We start from the raw sequence: 14,510 nt of genomic DNA on the forward strand, positions 1-14,510 counted from the left end.
GCGCTGTGACACCACGAAGCTTCTCCTTGGGTGTTGGTGCGGTGCGCCCGGCCCGGACGAAGGAGACATAACCGGGCGCACCGCGTGCCGGACCGTGACCCGGATGGCAACCGTGACGGTCCGGCGATCCCTGGGGCGCGCGGTCCGCCTTCCGCGCGTGGTCCCCGGAGCGTCTATCGGTTAGTAGAACCAGGCCGCGGGCTTGTCGAGGTCGGCGCTGTTGTCGGCGGCGTGACCGACCTCCGACAATGGCACGGCCATCTCGTCGGGGTAGCTGGCGAGTACGTCGGCCATGCCGGGGTCGGCTTCGATGACCGACACCCAGTGCTTGCGGCGGCCGTGCGTGATTTTGCCCTTGCTGATCGCGTCGTCGACGGACGCCTCCACCTTCGCCTTCGCGGCGGCGGCGGCGGCGACGCGTCGGCCTTCGGCGGCGTCGCGGCGCAGCGCTTCGGCGTCGGCGGTTGCGAGCACCTCCATGCCGTTACGCCGCGCCGCAGCTGCGACGGTGGACGGCTGGGCCGGGTCGAGTGTCTCGACCTGGGCGGCGAGGTCTACGGCGGTGTCGACGACGAGTTGCGCGTCGGTGGTGTCGGCGGGCAGCCCGAGCGCATCGAGTAGTGCGGTGATCTGTTCCGGCGTGAATTCCATTGTTGAGCAATCCCTTCCGCGCGCTACGCGCTGAGTCCGTTGATCTTCTTGGCGGCGTACGGCCGGTCGATCGCCATCGCGGGTACGGCGTAGGCCTGCACCCACTTGCCGCGCTTGTGGCGGTCGTCGATGACCTCGGTAACCAGCCCGGCGGATTCCCAGCCGACGGTGCCGACCATGTCCTGCTGCACGGTGTACGCGACGCCAATCGGTACGCGCGGATTGGCGAACATGCCGTTGGTGAACCCGGCAGATTCGAGCATGGCGTCGAGGTCTTCGGCGTACGCCGTGCGCAGCTGCCGGGCCTCGGGGTGCACGATCAGCAGGTCGTGTGTCACGCCGAGTTCCTCGAGGTCGGCCATTTCCTGCACCTCGGCGAAGTGCGCGGTGGGTCGAGCCGCCGACGGGGTGAGGTCGGTGAGCGGCCCGACGAACGTCAGGTCACCCCAGCCGGTCGCGGGTGTGAGGGTGGCAATTCCGGCCGCCGCAACCTCCGTCATGAGGCGCGTATCCAGTTTGCGCGCAATGGTATTGGCGAGCTGGGTGGTCTGCTGGTCGAGGTAATTCGCCAGGTTGCGGGTGATCTGTTCGTCGCCGATGAAAAACTTGCCGCCCCAGTCCTCGACGACGGCGAGCTGCGGGGTCGGGTCGACGCCCTCAACGACCCGGTACTCAGCGCCGGGGGTGCGCATCTCCACGTCGGACGAGTAGAAGTCCGACGCCTGCACGGCGTGGAACAGGATGCTGCCGCCGGTCACGGGTGTGCCGAGCTGGCGCAGGAATTTCGGCAGCAGTAGCACCTCGTCGGCGAGGCGGGCGATCTGGGCCTGGATGATGGACGGCTGTCGGAGCGCGGCATCGACCGACAAGACGCGGCCGTTGAGCTCCGGGACGAGTGCGCTAGGCATGGGTGTTCCTTCCGGTGGACCGAAGGTGGTCGGCAGGGTGAACGGGAAACGTGGCCATCGGATCGCTCCCGGGGAGTCAGGCGGGCCAGGCGATTTCGGCGATGCCGCCCGCGGCGGCTCCTGTGACGGCGTGCCCGACGACGGTCCCGGTCGTGGCTGTGACCACCCCGGCAGCGGCCCCGACTTGCACGGCGGCACCGGCGGTGATCGCGGCCTCGGCGATCACGCGCACCACGCCGCCGCGGGCGACGCGGACGAGCTGCCCGGTGGCGGCGTCGTTGGCCGCGACGCCGAGGCCGATCGCACCGGCACCGGCGGGGCCGACGGCTAGGTTGCCGTTGGCGGTGCGGTTCCCCGACACGCGCACCACGCGCCGGGCCGCGACGGGCGCGGTGGCTTCGCGGTGATGGCCTCGCCCGGGCTGTAGACCCAGGGCTGCTGAATGACGGTGCTCACGAGGGTGTCCTTTCGTGGGAAACGAAACGTGCGGAACGTGTTCGGCGGGCGCGTGCCACGGCGACAGCACGGGCGCGGTGGTTGGCCGGCCTACCAACGAGCGGTGCGGATGCAACCAGTACGACGCGGCGGCCGGATGCGGCGACGTCGTACAGGGCGGGAAGGTCCGCGAGGGTGGAGACACCGGGCATGGTGTCGCCCAACAGCGCGACAGCGGTGAGGACCAGCGGCCACACGCGGCCGTCCTGGCCTTCGATGTCGAACCAGCACTCCACCGAACGCTGCGGATAGCCGGATGGCAGTAACGGGGCAATGGCTGCCACATAGTCGCCGACGAGGGTGTTGCCGCCGTCGGCGAGCCGAAGGTTGTCGACCCGCCCCAACGCCGGGCCGCCGTCGAAGCGGGGGTCGGTATGCCCGAGCTTGAGCCGCGGCGGCGGCAGAACCCGCGCCTTGTGGGCTGCGACGATCGACCGCAGACCGTCCGCGGTGACGGTCCATCCGTCGGGGTGCGACACGGTGTTCCATGTGCCGACCTTCATCAGCTCGACGCCGCGGATCGTGCGGAGGTCAGGCACGACGCTCACCCAGCCCGGCGTGCCGCCGTACGCGCCGCGTGCGCGTCGACCGATGCGGCGTCGACCAGCCACCGGCCACCGGCCCGGCGGCCAACCAACCGGCCACGCCGCATGAGGTCGCGCACACCGTTGGCCGTAATACCGAGCCGCCGGGCCGCGTCTGCGGTGCCGATGTCATGCGCGCCAGAGTGACCGGATTGCCGCTGTGCCGCACGGACACTGGCGCTTCGAGCTGGCGGTTCAACGCATTGCTCGTGATCAGCGGTCGTATCGTCAGCCGCCAGTGCATGAGCCGAATCGACAGTACGGCGCAGCTTCGCGGTGAACGCCACGAGCCGGGCCGACGGCTGCGACGGGGTGGGATTGCCCCCGGCGTCGCGACGTTCGGCCATCAGCTGCGCCAGGGCGTCTCGATCCGAGACGGAAGGACGATCGACCGCTCCCATACGAGCTTCTCCTCGTCGGTGAATCGGCGGCCCCCCGCCGCAACTACATATGACCGCCGACTGCGCACGGTCGCGCCGTCGCGCATGTATTCGCGGACGATCAGGCGGCCGTCCTTCTTGGCTCTCTCGATTGCAGCCCGCGCCCGCTCCCGGTTGCGCCCCCAGCCGAACTCATCGGATATGTGCGACGCCGACGTCTCCCATACGCGTCCCGCGGCCCCGGCCGGTGTCGCCCATGACAGCAGAAAGGCCATCACCAGGAATCCATCGGACCCGAGCGCCCGGTCGTGCGCGCCCGCGCGAATAAGCTCATCGGATATCCACGTCACCCCTTTTCGCATCGGCTCACCGATCACGTGGATAGGGTTTCTGTGCCCCACTGCCACACCACCCTGTCACCTTGGTCCATTTCGATTGTGGTGCAGGCTTATTCGATGCTCCCTACCCGCGTCGCTTCCTCCTGCGCTGCAATCCACGCCATGACGGAGGTGCGGCGGTATCGGACCGACTTCTGGCCGAGAACCAGCGACGGCGGCCCTTGCTTGCCTCCCTGCATCCGCCACCACCGGAGCGTCGACTCGGACAAGCCAGTGAGTTGGGCGACCTCGCGGGTGGTCATGGACAGGGTGCTGACGGGTGGCATTTCGCACCTGCCTTTCGGACGGTTGTGTTGGCGTGGTTATCGCCGGTGGTGTGTGCCAATCTGGCACACCACATAGCTATTTCGGAAGCGTCGGCAATTGCGATACCTGTTGTATTGCAACCACATTCCGGCATCTTTGCCACTACCTCGCATCCGCGACCAGGACCGATGTCTGAAATCACGGAGTCGACGTACGCACGGAAGTATGTCGAGGGTGCAGTAGGCGATGACCTGCTACCGCCGACGGCTATCAAATAGCTTGGCGCAGAGCATGTTAGGCGCGTTGGCGACGTGAAATGATGTCCGCACGCACCTCGCGCATCCGACAGAGAGACCAACACATGACCGCACCACGCAATCGCCGTGCAGGCGTCGAGGACCGCTGGACTCGCACCGTCCGCCAACCCGACGGCACCGCTAAGACGGAGCCATCGGCCAACCACGGCAAGGGATCACGGTGGCGTGCGCGCTACGTCGGCGACGACGGGCGCGAACGCGAGAAGCTGTTCGGCCGGAAAGCCGACGCGCAGACGTGGCTCAACAACCAGGTCAGCGACCAGGTAACCGGCACGTGGACGGACCCGGCGAAGTCGGCGGTGACGTTCGGCGCGATGGCCGAGCGGTGGATCGCCACGAAAGCCACCCGATCGCCGAAGACCGTCGCCGGGTACCGGTCGATCCTGGACACCATCGTCTTGCCGCGTTGGCGTATGTGCCGCTGCGGGGCGTCCGGTACGACGATCTTCAGGTGTGGATCACAGGCCTGTCCGCTGACGGGTCAGTGCGGTTCGAGGGCAGCGGGTTGTCGGCGTCGCGGGTGCGGCAGACCCACCAGCTCGTCGGCGCGGTGCTGAAGTTCTCCGTCCGCGCCAAACACCTATCGGTCAACCCGGCCGACGGCATGGACCTGCCCCGTCTACCCGAGACCGAGCAGCGGTACCTCACCCACGACCAACTCCACCGCGTCGCGGTGGCATCCGGCCACCTGCGCACCCTCGTGTTTCTGCTCGGCTACTGCGGCCTGCGGTTCGGCGAGGCGGCCGCGCTCCAGGTTGCCGACGTCGACGTGGCAGCCCGGCGTATTCGGGTGCGCCGATCGGTGACCTACGTCCGCAAGACCGGGTTGGTGGAGGGCCCGACGAAGAATCACAGCAGCCGGACGGTGCCGGTGCCCGAGTTCGTCGCCCGGCTGCTCGCGACAGAGATCGACGGCCGGGACGGCCAGGCGTTGGTGTTCACGTCGGCGCGCAGTGGCGGGTACCTGACCCTCGGGCAGGCGCGGTACACGTTCCAAAAGGCGGCGGCGGTAGTCGACGGGTGCGCGGGCGTGCGGTTGCACGATCTGCGGCACACGTGCGCGTCGTTGGCGATCAGTGCGGGCGCGAACGTGAAGGTGGTGCAGCGGCTGCTCGGGCACAAGACCGCGGTGCTGACTCTCGACCGGTACGGGCATCTGTTCCCGGACGACCTCGACGCTGTGGCGACCGCGTTCGACACGGCCGCGGAAGCTACTGCGGGCGGTCTGCGGGCGGTCGGGTCCTAGAAAGCAGTCAGCCCCACTCGAAAGTGGGGCTGACCTGTGTGGCAGGTGCAGGATTCGAACCTGCGTAGGCGTAAGCCGACGGATTTACAGTCCGCTCCCATTGGCCACTCGGGCAACCTGCCGGGTTGGTGCTCCGCCCCGTTCCCGGTTTGGTGCGAATAGCAGGGTACAACGAGGATGTACCTAAGTTACAAACCGGCAGCACCACAGCGAGGAGAGGAGAGGCATCCAATGGCGGATTCCAGCTTCGATGTCGTCAGCAAGGTCGACCGCCAGGAGGTCGACAACGCGCTCAACCAGGCCGCCAAGGAGCTGTCCACTCGGTTCGACTTCCGTGGTACCGACACCACGATCGCGTGGAAGGGCGAAGAGGTGATCGAACTCACCTCCAGCACCGAGGAGCGCGTCAAGGCCGCGGTCGACGTGTTCAAGGAGAAATTGGTGCGTCGTGACATCTCGATGAAGGCGTTCGACGCGGAAGACCCGCAGCCCAGCGGCAAGACGTACAAGGTCACCGGGACCATCAAGCAGGGCATCAGCAGCGAGCAGGCCAAGAAGATCACCAAGATCATCCGCGACGAGGGCCCCAAGGGCGTCAAAGCCCAGATTCAGGGCGACGAGATCCGGGTGAGCTCGAAGAAGCGCGATGACCTGCAGGCCGTGATTGCGCTGCTGAAGGGATCCGACCTCGACGTGGCGCTGCAGTTCGTCAACTATCGATAGAACCCGCGCGGCAGCGTTGAGTCTGCGCTGAGGGCGGGGTGTTCTCGATGTTTTGCGCCCTCACCGCAGACTCGATGCGGTGCTAGTCGACTGCTCAGCGGGTCAGGCGCTCGTTTCGGCCGCTGTCGGCGTATATCTGCTCGGCCGGTGCGCCAGGCCGTAGTGGCCGCGCAACGTGGTCGCGGTGTACTCGGTGCGGAACAGGCCACGCTTCTGCAGGATCGGCACCACGTGGTCGACGAAGTCCTCCAGGCCGCCGGGCAGGTATGGCGGCATGACGTTGAATCCGTCGGCTGCACCGGCCTCGAACCATTCCTCGAGATTGTCGGCAACCTGCTCGGGAGTTCCGGCGAACGTGCGGTGGCCGCGGCCGCCACCGAGCTTGGCGATCAGTTCCCGGACCGTCAACGACTCCCGGCCGGCCAAGTCCTTGACCAATTGGTAGCGGCTCTTGTTGCCCTGGATCTGTTCGATGGGCGGCAATGATGGCAGTGGCGCGTCGAGGGCGTGTGAAGTGAGATCGACGCCGAGCATCTGCGACAGCTGGCGCAGTGAGTACTCGGGCGAGATGAGATCGGTGAACTGCTGCTCCAACTCGCGGGCCGCCTCCTCGGTCGGCGCGAGATACGGCACGATTCCGGGCAGGATCTTCACCTCGTCGGGGCTGCGGCCGAACTTCGCCGCGCGCGCCTTGACGTCGCGATAGAACGCCACCCCCTCCTCGACCGACCGCTGCGCGGTGAAGATCGCCTCGGCATAGCGGGCCGCGAAGTCCTTGCCTGCTTCCGAGGAGCCGGCCTGCACCAGCAGCGGCATGCCCTGCACCGAGCGCGGCGAGTTCAGCGGGCCCGCGACCTTGAATTGCTCACCCGAGTGGTCGATCGGATGCACCTTGTCAGGGTCGGCGAATATGCCTGTGGTGGCGTCCAGGACGAGCGCGTCGTCCTCCCAGCTGTCCCACAATGCCGTTGCGACGTCGACGAATTCGGTAGCACGCCGGTATCGGCCGGCGTGGTCCGGGATGCCGTCGAGCCCGAAATTCGCGGCCTCGTCCGCGCCGGCCGAGGTCACGATGTTCCACCCGGCGCGACCGTTGCTGATGTGGTCGAGTGAGGCGAAGCTACGCGCCAGCGTGTACGGGTTGAGGTAGCCGGTGCTGGCAGTCGCGATCAAACCGACGCGCTCGGTGACCACCGCCATCGCGGTCAGCAGTGTGATGGGTTCGAAGATCGCCTGCGTGTTGTGCTTGATCCTGGCCCCGACCGCGAGCCCGTCGGCGAAGAACACCGAGTCGAGCCTGCCGCGTTCGGCAAGCTGCGCCAACCGCTGAAAGTGTTTGACATCGGTCAGCTTTCGCGCATCGGTGCGCGGATGTCGCCACGCCGCTTCGTGGTGGCCGACACCCATGAGGAACGCGTTGAGATGCAGTTGTCGCGACATGTCGTCCTTTACTGGGCCGTGGCCCGCCAGCCGGACAACCGCCCTTCGATCGCGACGAGGATGCCGTTGAAGACAACACCCACAAGTGCGATCGTGACGATGCCGGCGTACATGTTCGGGATCTGGAAGTTCAGCTGCGATGCGGTGATCAGATAACCGAGCCCCGCTTTGGCGCCGACCATCTCGGCGGCGATGAGCACGAGGATCGACGATGCGGCCGCCATCCGCAGACCCGTGAATATGGTCGGCACCGCGGCGGGCAGGATCACCTTCTGGAACAGCCGGATCGGGGAAAGCCCCAGCGAACGCGCCGATTTGATCAGCAGCGGGTCAACCGTGCGCACCCCCGAGATCGTGTTGAGCAGAATCGGGAACGACGACGCATAGATGACGAGCGCGACCTTGGAGGTTTCGCCGATCCCGAGGATGAGGATGAACACCGGCAGCAACGCCAGCGCCGCGGTGTTGCGGAACAGTTCGAGCAGCGGGTTCAGAAACTCGGCGACCGGCCGATACCACGCGATCGCGATGCCCAGCGGGATACTTGCGACGATGGCCACGGCGAGCCCGGCCAGGGCACGCGACAGGCTTGCCGAAACGTGTTCCCACAGCTGCCCGTTGCCCGCGATCGTGAGCCAGGCGGTCACCACGTCACTGAACGGCGGGAGGAAGACCTTGTCCACCAATCCGATTCGAGGTGCCAGCTCCCACACCGCCAGGAACGCGGCGATGACGCTCGTGGAGCGCAGCACCCGCCACGTCAATGCATTGACACGCCGGGGCGCGGCGGGTTCCGGAACCGTGGCTACGGGGGTGTCGATGTCGGCGACCGCGAGCGCACTAGACATGCGAAACCTCCTGTGATCGTGCCCGTTCGACCTCGTCGTGCAGCAGCGTCCAGATGTGGTGACGTTGTTCGCGGAAGCCCGCGCTGGAGCGGATGTCCTCGCCGGTGCGGTCGATGGCGACATCGACGATCTTCTTGATTCGCCCGGGACGCGACGTCAGCACCGCGACCCGCTGCCCGAGGTACAGCGCCTCGTCGATGCCGTGCGTGATGAACAGGATGGTCTTGCCCGTCGCTTGCCATATCTGCAGAAGCTCGTCCTGCAGCGACTCTCTGGTCTGGGCGTCGAGCGCGGCGAAGGGCTCGTCCATCAGCAGCACCTCTGGATCGAACGCCAGACTGCGCGCGATCGCGACGCGCTGCTTCATCCCGCCCGACAATTCATGCGGATAGCGGTCTGCGAACGCCTGCAGGCCGACCAACTCGAGGTAGTGCTCGGCGCGTTCTCGCCGTTCTGAACCCGGTAAGCCCTTTGCCTCCAGGCCGAATTCGATGTTCTTGCGCGCGGTCCGCCACGGCAGCAAGGCGTACTGCTGGAAGACGATGCCGCGATCGAGCCCCGGGCCGGTGACCGGTGTACCGTCGAGCAGAATCTCGCCTGATGTCGGCGTGCTCAACCCGCCGAGCAGGTCGAGCAGCGTCGACTTGCCGCAGCCGCTCGGACCGACCAGCACCAGAAATTCGCCGTCGGCCAGGTCGATGCTGATGTCCTGCAGCGCGGTGAAACTCGTCTTCTCACCGCGGATCTCGAACTGCTTGGTGACGTTGCGCAGGCGCAACTTGGGCGTGGTGCTCATTTCTTCGCCAATGCCCGGCCATCGGGACCACTGCCCTCGGGGTATGTGCCGTTGGCGTAGGGATTGAACTCGTTGGTGTAGAGATCTGTCGCCTTGAGTTTTCCCGATTCGAGTTCGCCGTTGCGCACGAGCCAATCGATCCACGTTTGTAGTTCGCGTTCGGCGATCACCGCGCCGGGCACCGGGATACCCGGGCTGCGCCAATATTCGATGGTCTTGGTGTCCTCGTTGCGGTTGCGCTTGTCGATGATCTCGCGGAACTTGGCCACGACCTCATCGCGCGGCGTCACTTGTGTCCAGCGGATCGCGCGTGCGGTGCCCTGGACGAAATCCGCTGCGGCGTCGCGGTTCTTTGCGATGAAGTCGTCGCGCATGACGTACGTGCCGTAGCTGAAGGCACCGAACAGCGACTTGTCGGTGAACAACGGCCGGATACCGCCACGCTCGGTGGCCGTCTCACGCCAGATGGTGTTGAGCGCCGCGACGTCGATCTGCTTTTCCCGCAGGGCCTGCTCGGTGTTGACCGGTGGGACCACGGTGAGGGTTACCGTCTTGATCTCCTCGTTGGTAAGCCCCTCTTTCGCCAGCCATTCGCGCGTGAGGAACTCGTGATGGGCACCCAGTGTGTTCATCCCGACCTTCTTGCCGATCAGATCGCGCGCGGTCCGAATGGGGCTGTCCTCCAGCACGTAGTACCCGGTGTATTCGGCGTCGTCGGCACCGTAGGAGCTGAGCACCGAGGTGATCGGCGCGCCTGCGGCGTTGAGCTTGACCACCGCGCCGTTGAATGCGGAGCCCACGTCGATGTCGCCGGTCGCGACCGACTGGATGTCCTGCGGCCCGCTCGTGGTGTTGCCGACCCAGTTCAGCTTGATCTTCTGGTAGTAGCCGAGTTCTTCGGCGAGTTCGGGAAACTCGACTTCACCGGCCCAGCCTTGGTACCGCACCACGGTCTTGCCGTCTACGCTCGGCGCCTCACCTCCGGAGCACGCGGTCAGCACCAGTACCAGCGCACCGAGCACCGCGACGATCGATCTCATTGGGCGCACGACGGCCCACCCCCTGTGGAATCGCTTGATGACCCGCCTCATGTTGGCAGCGAAGCGATGTCCCGTAACCCTTTAACATCGGGCCGAGTCGAATGCGATGCGGCTCGCTAGGCCACCGGCGTCTGTCGCGCGGCGGCCGGTATCCGGGATGGCTTCGCGCGGACATCGCCGGTGCACGGCCGTAACGCGGCGACGGTCCGGCCGTGGTATTCGACGGCGATCGTCTCCCCTGCCGCGACCCGGTCGAACACGCGGGCGGCGCGCGTACGCAATTCGTTGAGCGGCACGGCGATGAGCATGTCGTGGCAGCCGTGTGCGGCCTGCAGTCGAGCGATGCGTCGCCCGCGGCGCAGCACCTCGAATGTCTCGCCGGCCGCGACCCGTTCGACGTAGTTGCGGGTATCGCCGCGTAGTTGGCCGATCCCGATGGTGCGCACCATGTCGATACTCGTTACGCGACCAGATCGGAGGGCATACTCAGACGCCGCCGAACTCGGGGCGCAGGACGGGGCTCAGCGCGCTGAGCGGAATGTGCGCTTGTACGGTGCCGCCGTCCATCGACCACTGCATGAGTCCAGGCGTGAAATCGATCGGGCTGTCACGCCCGACCGGATAGTCCGGCATGTAGAGGATGAGTTCGTCGGGCGTCAGCGCCCAGGCCTTGTAGCCGCCGGAAAACACCTTGTCCGGTGTCCAGCGGTCCGGGGTGAACGGATACGTGCCTGGCTGGTGCGGCGGCGGTGCGGCATCGAGCGCGGCGACGATGAACGGCGCACCAAGGCCCGGGATTTCGGCCCGGTGATCGACATCCGGCTTGAACAGATCGGCCAACTGCAACTGTCGCCCACCTGCGAAGGTGAAGGTGCGGTAGGCATCACTGAGGATGGGTGCGTTCGGGTGCGCGAGGGCGTCGGTACCGAAAGTACCCGAGTAGATCTCATGGAAGACGACGCTCATCGCGTCACCGCGATGGAACACCTGGAAGTGCTGCTCGCCGAAGCTGTCCTGGACCATCTTCTTCGCGGCGTTGCGCCAGTTGTTCATCAGGTTGGTCAGATACTCCCGGATGACGGGGTTGTCCACCAGATCGCCGGGCAGCGCCATCTTGATGTTTCGGACCGCTTTTCGCTCCGACACCACCGACGTGGTGCAGAAGTGGCCATCCCAGTTGCCGCCCAGCTCATCACAGAACGTCGGAGCCGACGCGGCCGCGGACGGCGCGGTGGCGAGTGCCACCGCTACCGCCACCGCCCCCACCATCGTGCGACGCATGGCTGAGTCCATCAAGGCAACTCGACTTTGCTTGCCCGCCAGCGGCCGTCGACGTTCTCCATCGTCATCTTGATCCGGCTGCGGTCGATGCGCGGGTCGGGCACATGCGTGTTCGACACCGACTGGTCGACGAACAGCAGCACCACGACCTTGTCCTTGGTCGCTGACTGCACGGCCGATTCCAGCACCACGCCGTGCGCGGAGGCCTTGTTGTCGATCAGCAACTGGCGCAGTTCCGTGGCGGACTTCGAGTACATGTCCTTGAACTCACCCGTCGCACCGTCGAGCACCTGTGTGAAGTTCTCGTCGACCTTCGCCGTGTCGATGCTGGTGAGTACCGCCGCATACGCGACGGCGGCCTGCTGCGCGGCCTGCCCGGCACGCTCGACCTGTTGTTGTTGCCACAGCTGCCAGCCGAGGTACCCCGCACCGGCCAACGCGGCGATCAGCACGGCGGCAACCGCTCCGATCAGAACCCTGCGTGGTGACCGGCGCTCGGTCACCCGCTTGTCGTCGGATTCTTCTGCGGGGTCGGCTTTCTCGTCAGTCGAATCGACCTCTTCGGACGTCTCGTCGACCTCTTTGTCGTCGAGTTCGGTGTCCTTGTCGGTGTCATTGTCAGTCGTCACAGACAACGTCATCTCCTCGTTCAGCGGGGCGGCTCGATCGGCAGTGTCGGGCCGCCGTATGGGGTGGGAATCGTGTACCGGCCCTTCGGGGTCGGGTCAGTCTGCCTGCCGAGGTCGGCGCCCGGCGGCGGTCCGGCGGTGTCGTCGCCGGCCGGCCGCGGCGCGTTCTTGGCCCCGCGGATCAGGATTCCGGGGTGGTCGTCGCGGCAGTACGTGTACATGAACGGTTCGGGGTAGTCGGCCGAAGACGGTGGGAGGCGCGGTGTTCCGTAGTCGCAGGAGTACCGCGGGTAGATGTCGCCGGTCGCCCACAGCCCGTGGTCGTGCATCGTCGTGCCGAGCGCGTCGAGCAGCGACGTGCGGTAGCTCGGGAACAACGCGTTGAGCGCAGGCACCCGCAGATAGAGCAGCCGCGACGTCGTGGTCAGGTTGCCGAGCAGCTGCACCATGGTGTCGGAGTTGTCGATGAACAGGTTGTCGACCGAGGTCAGTGTTCCCGGCGCCTGGTCGGTGAGCCTGCGGTAACCGTCGCGCATTTTGTTGATACCCACGAACGACTCGGTGAGATTGTCTGACGCAACGTCGATTCCGGCGTTCTTGTCGGCGATGAGCGTGAACACCGAACGGCTGCTGCGCAGCAGGCTGCTGGTCTCCGGCAACACCGAGTCGAGCGTGGACAGCAGGAACGTGCCGCCGTCGATGATGTCCGCCAGCTTCTGGGGTCCGGCGTCGCTGAGACTCAGCTCCCGTCTGATGAGTTCGAGCTTGGCCGTGTCGGTTTGGGCGAGCGCCCCGTCGGCGTTGGCCAGCAGCTCCGCGAGACTGACCGGCACCGTGGCCTTACCGAGTGCGATCACACTGCCGTCGGCGAGGAACGGCCCCCGATCCGACTCGGGCACGAAGTCGATGTACTGCTCGCCGGCCGGCGACAGGCCGGAAACCCGGACGGCGCTTGACTCCGGGATCTTCACGGTCGATTTGACGTTGACCAGAGCGTTGACGCCGGACGGGGTGATGTCGAGTTGTTGCACGCGCCCGATCGGCACACCGCGCAACGTCACGTCCTGATTGGGCAGCAGGCCGGCCGACTCGGGCAGTTGGACGGTCACCTTGTACTGCGACGCGAACGGGTTCACCCGAAGCGCACCGAGCAGCAGATAGCCGGTCGCCACCACCAGGACCATGACGAGGCCGGCCGCCGACAGCCACGCCCGGCGCCGGTAGCCGTACCGGACGAGGCCGACGAGTCGGTCCGCCGCGGTGCCGATCATCGCGGCGCCTCGGCAGGAAGCGGACCGGGCACCGGGGCCGGTTCCGGTGGCGGCGCCGCCGGAACCGGTCCCCCCGCATGCGGTGCGACCTCGAGTTGGCCCGGCTCGGTCGGGCTGGGTATGACCGGCACCTGCGGAACGGCGGGCCCCCTGCCGACGACCTTTTCCTGCAGGCGCAACAGCGTGTACCTGAATGCGCCAACCAGCTGATGCCAGTTGTGCCACTTGGGGCCGTGCAGGCCCGGGTCTCCGGCGAAACCGATGTCCGGGATGCTTCCGAGAATCAATCGATCGATGCTCGCATTCACCGCGATCGCGTTGCTGGTCGTGCCCTTGACGAACGGCGGCATCAGCCGGTTGAGCGCATACAGGGTGGCGTCGGGGGTCAGCACGACGTCGTTCCACGCCCCCGCGACCGTGTTCGCATCGGCGATCACGCTGCGGCCGCTGGTGTCGGTACCGGCGATCGACGGGAACTTCCGCAGCTGGTCGGAGACGTCGCCGACCTGCTCCACCAGATCGGCGATCTGCGTGGTGTGGGCGGCCAGCGTGTCGGTGGCCGGGCGGGCTTGCGCCATCACCTCACTGATCGTCTGGTTCTTGGCCTCGAGCTGTTCGACGAGCAAGGAGGTCTCGGTGATCGCCGTCGAAATCTGTTCGGATCTGCCGTTGAGCGTGCCGAGAGTGTGGTTGGTCTTGCGGATGAGGTTGCCGAAGGCCTGGCCCTGGTCGCCGGTCGCCTTGCCCAAACCGTTGATGATGTTGGTGAAGTTGCGCACCGCACCGCCGTTCACCAGAACTGCCGCCGAGCTCAGCACCGATTCGACGGTGGCCGCCGCCGCGGTCGATTCCAGCGGGATGGTGTCGCCGTCCTTCAGCAACGGCGCATCGGCGTCGGCCGGGCTCGGTGGCTTGATGGCGACGAAGACGTCGCCCAACGGTGTGGCAGAACGCAGTTCGGCGGTGCTGCCCTGCGGCAACCGAACCCCGTCCATGATCCGCAGGGTGGTCACCGCGGTGTAATTGCGCGCCACCATCGACTCCATCTGGCCGACGTCCGCGCCGGCCAGTTTCACTTTCGCGTTGGCGGGCAGGTTGAGCGCATTGGAGAACACCGCCGTCACCCGATAGCCGCCCGACCCGACACCCGGTGCGGGCAGTGGCAGGCTCGCCAAACCTTCCGTCGCACACCCCGAGACCGCGAGGCATGCAGTCAGTGCGAGCACCACGGGCGCCCGTCGCATCCGATCTCTACCC

The 14,510-nt window shown here is 66.5% G+C and carries 18 protein-coding genes, 1 tRNA gene and 1 pseudogene; 3 read left to right on the forward strand and 17 right to left on the reverse strand.

Annotation, left to right across the window (positions count from 1 at the left end; genetic code table 11):
• Positions 1 to 180: 180 nt before the first annotated feature.
• From ACOI2T_RS30310 to ACOI2T_RS30340, 7 genes are all read right to left on the reverse strand, one after another.
• A complete protein-coding gene (locus ACOI2T_RS30310; protein WP_409502210.1) occupies positions 181 to 651 on the reverse strand; it encodes a hypothetical protein in 471 nt (156 codons plus the stop codon).
• Between the two features lie 23 nt (positions 652 to 674).
• On the reverse strand, positions 675 to 1,559 hold the full coding sequence (locus ACOI2T_RS30315; protein ID WP_409502211.1) for a major capsid protein: 885 nt from the start codon (positions 1,557 to 1,559) through the stop codon (positions 675 to 677).
• 76 nt (positions 1,560 to 1,635) lie between these two features.
• Positions 1,636 to 1,920 carry a capsid cement protein gene (locus ACOI2T_RS30320; protein WP_409502212.1) on the reverse strand — a complete coding sequence of 95 codons (285 nt, stop codon included), beginning with the start codon at positions 1,918 to 1,920 and terminating at the stop codon, positions 1,636 to 1,638.
• A 91-nt stretch (positions 1,921 to 2,011) separates the two neighbouring features.
• Positions 2,012 to 2,593 (reverse strand): hypothetical protein, encoded by a 582-nt coding sequence (locus tag ACOI2T_RS30325; RefSeq protein WP_409502213.1) that lies wholly within the window; start codon positions 2,591 to 2,593, stop codon positions 2,012 to 2,014.
• A 5-nt stretch (positions 2,594 to 2,598) separates the two neighbouring features.
• A complete protein-coding gene (locus ACOI2T_RS30330) occupies positions 2,599 to 2,985 on the reverse strand; it encodes a helix-turn-helix domain-containing protein (RefSeq protein WP_409502214.1) in 387 nt (128 codons plus the stop codon).
• Positions 2,985 to 3,395, reverse strand: a complete 411-nt coding sequence (locus ACOI2T_RS30335) for a hypothetical protein (protein WP_409502215.1) — start codon at positions 3,393 to 3,395, stop codon at positions 2,985 to 2,987. Before ACOI2T_RS30335 ends, ACOI2T_RS30330 begins: the two co-directional genes overlap by 1 nt.
• Before the next feature lie 71 nt (positions 3,396 to 3,466).
• Positions 3,467 to 3,682, reverse strand: a complete 216-nt coding sequence (locus tag ACOI2T_RS30340) for a helix-turn-helix transcriptional regulator (protein WP_409502216.1) — start codon at positions 3,680 to 3,682, stop codon at positions 3,467 to 3,469.
• Positions 3,683 to 4,023: 341 nt separating this feature from the next.
• Between ACOI2T_RS30340 and ACOI2T_RS36425 the strand changes: the two are divergent.
• Positions 4,024 to 4,188: pseudogene (locus ACOI2T_RS36425) on the forward strand (site-specific integrase); the annotation flags it as partial.
• 65 nt (positions 4,189 to 4,253) lie between these two features.
• The gene (locus tag ACOI2T_RS30345; protein WP_421874985.1) at positions 4,254 to 5,225 is read left to right on the forward strand and encodes a tyrosine-type recombinase/integrase; all 972 of its coding nucleotides are present in this window, start codon (positions 4,254 to 4,256) and stop codon (positions 5,223 to 5,225) included.
• 39 nt (positions 5,226 to 5,264) lie between these two features.
• On the opposite strand, the gene ACOI2T_RS30350 is transcribed toward ACOI2T_RS30345, so the two are convergent.
• A tRNA-Tyr gene (locus tag ACOI2T_RS30350) sits at positions 5,265 to 5,347 on the reverse strand.
• 109 nt (positions 5,348 to 5,456) lie between these two features.
• Here ACOI2T_RS30350 and ACOI2T_RS30355 point away from each other — a divergent pair.
• The gene (locus tag ACOI2T_RS30355) at positions 5,457 to 5,948 is read left to right on the forward strand and encodes a YajQ family cyclic di-GMP-binding protein (protein WP_067858972.1); all 492 of its coding nucleotides are present in this window, start codon (positions 5,457 to 5,459) and stop codon (positions 5,946 to 5,948) included.
• Positions 5,949 to 6,050: 102 nt separating this feature from the next.
• Here ACOI2T_RS30355 and ACOI2T_RS30360 read toward each other — a convergent pair whose 3' ends face one another.
• The 9 genes from ACOI2T_RS30360 to ACOI2T_RS30400 form a co-directional block, all read right to left on the reverse strand.
• The gene (locus tag ACOI2T_RS30360; protein WP_409502219.1) at positions 6,051 to 7,388 is read right to left on the reverse strand and encodes an LLM class flavin-dependent oxidoreductase; all 1,338 of its coding nucleotides are present in this window, start codon (positions 7,386 to 7,388) and stop codon (positions 6,051 to 6,053) included.
• An 8-nt stretch (positions 7,389 to 7,396) separates the two neighbouring features.
• Positions 7,397 to 8,236, reverse strand: a complete 840-nt coding sequence (locus tag ACOI2T_RS30365; RefSeq protein WP_409502220.1) for an ABC transporter permease — start codon at positions 8,234 to 8,236, stop codon at positions 7,397 to 7,399.
• On the reverse strand, positions 8,229 to 9,032 hold the full coding sequence (locus tag ACOI2T_RS30370) for an ABC transporter ATP-binding protein (protein WP_409502221.1): 804 nt from the start codon (positions 9,030 to 9,032) through the stop codon (positions 8,229 to 8,231). The genes ACOI2T_RS30365 and ACOI2T_RS30370 overlap by 8 nt, the downstream gene beginning before the upstream one ends.
• Positions 9,029 to 10,072, reverse strand: coding sequence for an ABC transporter substrate-binding protein (locus tag ACOI2T_RS30375; RefSeq protein ID WP_409502372.1), 1,044 nt, complete (start codon positions 10,070 to 10,072; stop codon positions 9,029 to 9,031). The genes ACOI2T_RS30370 and ACOI2T_RS30375 overlap by 4 nt, the downstream gene beginning before the upstream one ends.
• Positions 10,073 to 10,188: 116 nt before the next feature.
• Positions 10,189 to 10,521 (reverse strand): type II toxin-antitoxin system Phd/YefM family antitoxin, encoded by a 333-nt coding sequence (locus ACOI2T_RS30380; protein ID WP_085146398.1) that lies wholly within the window; start codon positions 10,519 to 10,521, stop codon positions 10,189 to 10,191.
• A gap of 37 nt (positions 10,522 to 10,558) precedes the next feature.
• Complete coding sequence (locus ACOI2T_RS30385) at positions 10,559 to 11,365, reverse strand: RsiV family protein (RefSeq protein ID WP_409502222.1); 807 nt, start codon at positions 11,363 to 11,365, stop codon at positions 10,559 to 10,561.
• Positions 11,365 to 11,994 (reverse strand): Rv1363c family protein, encoded by a 630-nt coding sequence (locus tag ACOI2T_RS30390; RefSeq protein ID WP_409502223.1) that lies wholly within the window; start codon positions 11,992 to 11,994, stop codon positions 11,365 to 11,367. Before ACOI2T_RS30390 ends, ACOI2T_RS30385 begins: the two co-directional genes overlap by 1 nt.
• 8 nt (positions 11,995 to 12,002) lie before the next feature.
• Positions 12,003 to 13,253, reverse strand: coding sequence for an MlaD family protein (locus ACOI2T_RS30395; protein ID WP_409502224.1), 1,251 nt, complete (start codon positions 13,251 to 13,253; stop codon positions 12,003 to 12,005).
• Positions 13,250 to 14,497 carry an MCE family protein gene (locus ACOI2T_RS30400; protein ID WP_409502225.1) on the reverse strand — a complete coding sequence of 416 codons (1,248 nt, stop codon included), beginning with the start codon at positions 14,495 to 14,497 and terminating at the stop codon, positions 13,250 to 13,252. Before ACOI2T_RS30400 ends, ACOI2T_RS30395 begins: the two co-directional genes overlap by 4 nt.
• Between the last annotated feature and the right edge of the window lie 13 nt (positions 14,498 to 14,510).

The sequence above is a fragment of the Mycolicibacterium wolinskyi str. Jessa 2025 genome, assembly GCF_049241375.1.
Taxonomy (GTDB): domain Bacteria; phylum Actinomycetota; class Actinomycetes; order Mycobacteriales; family Mycobacteriaceae; genus Mycobacterium; species Mycobacterium wolinskyi.

Coding starts and splice junctions, on each gene's coding strand:
- ACOI2T_RS30310 (WP_409502210.1), bottom strand. CDS start 651: ATGGAATTCACGCCGGAACAGATCACCGCACTACTCGATGCGCTCGGG.
- ACOI2T_RS30315 (WP_409502211.1), bottom strand. CDS start 1,559: ATGCCTAGCGCACTCGTCCCGGAGCTCAACGGCCGCGTCTTGTCGGTC.
- ACOI2T_RS30330 (WP_409502214.1), bottom strand. CDS start 2,985: ATGGCCGAACGTCGCGACGCCGGGGGCAATCCCACCCCGTCGCAGCCG.
- ACOI2T_RS30340 (WP_409502216.1), bottom strand. CDS start 3,682: ATGCCACCCGTCAGCACCCTGTCCATGACCACCCGCGAGGTCGCCCAA.
- ACOI2T_RS30355 (WP_067858972.1), top strand. CDS start 5,457: ATGGCGGATTCCAGCTTCGATGTCGTCAGCAAGGTCGACCGCCAGGAG.
- ACOI2T_RS30360 (WP_409502219.1), bottom strand. CDS start 7,388: ATGTCGCGACAACTGCATCTCAACGCGTTCCTCATGGGTGTCGGCCAC.
- ACOI2T_RS30365 (WP_409502220.1), bottom strand. CDS start 8,236: ATGTCTAGTGCGCTCGCGGTCGCCGACATCGACACCCCCGTAGCCACG.
- ACOI2T_RS30370 (WP_409502221.1), bottom strand. CDS start 9,032: ATGAGCACCACGCCCAAGTTGCGCCTGCGCAACGTCACCAAGCAGTTC.
- ACOI2T_RS30375 (WP_409502372.1), bottom strand. CDS start 10,072: ATGAGATCGATCGTCGCGGTGCTCGGTGCGCTGGTACTGGTGCTGACC.
- ACOI2T_RS30380 (WP_085146398.1), bottom strand. CDS start 10,521: ATGGTGCGCACCATCGGGATCGGCCAACTACGCGGCGATACCCGCAAC.
- ACOI2T_RS30385 (WP_409502222.1), bottom strand. CDS start 11,365: ATGGACTCAGCCATGCGTCGCACGATGGTGGGGGCGGTGGCGGTAGCG.
- ACOI2T_RS30390 (WP_409502223.1), bottom strand. CDS start 11,994: ATGACGTTGTCTGTGACGACTGACAATGACACCGACAAGGACACCGAA.
- ACOI2T_RS30395 (WP_409502224.1), bottom strand. CDS start 13,253: ATGATCGGCACCGCGGCGGACCGACTCGTCGGCCTCGTCCGGTACGGC.
- ACOI2T_RS30400 (WP_409502225.1), bottom strand. CDS start 14,497: ATGCGACGGGCGCCCGTGGTGCTCGCACTGACTGCATGCCTCGCGGTC.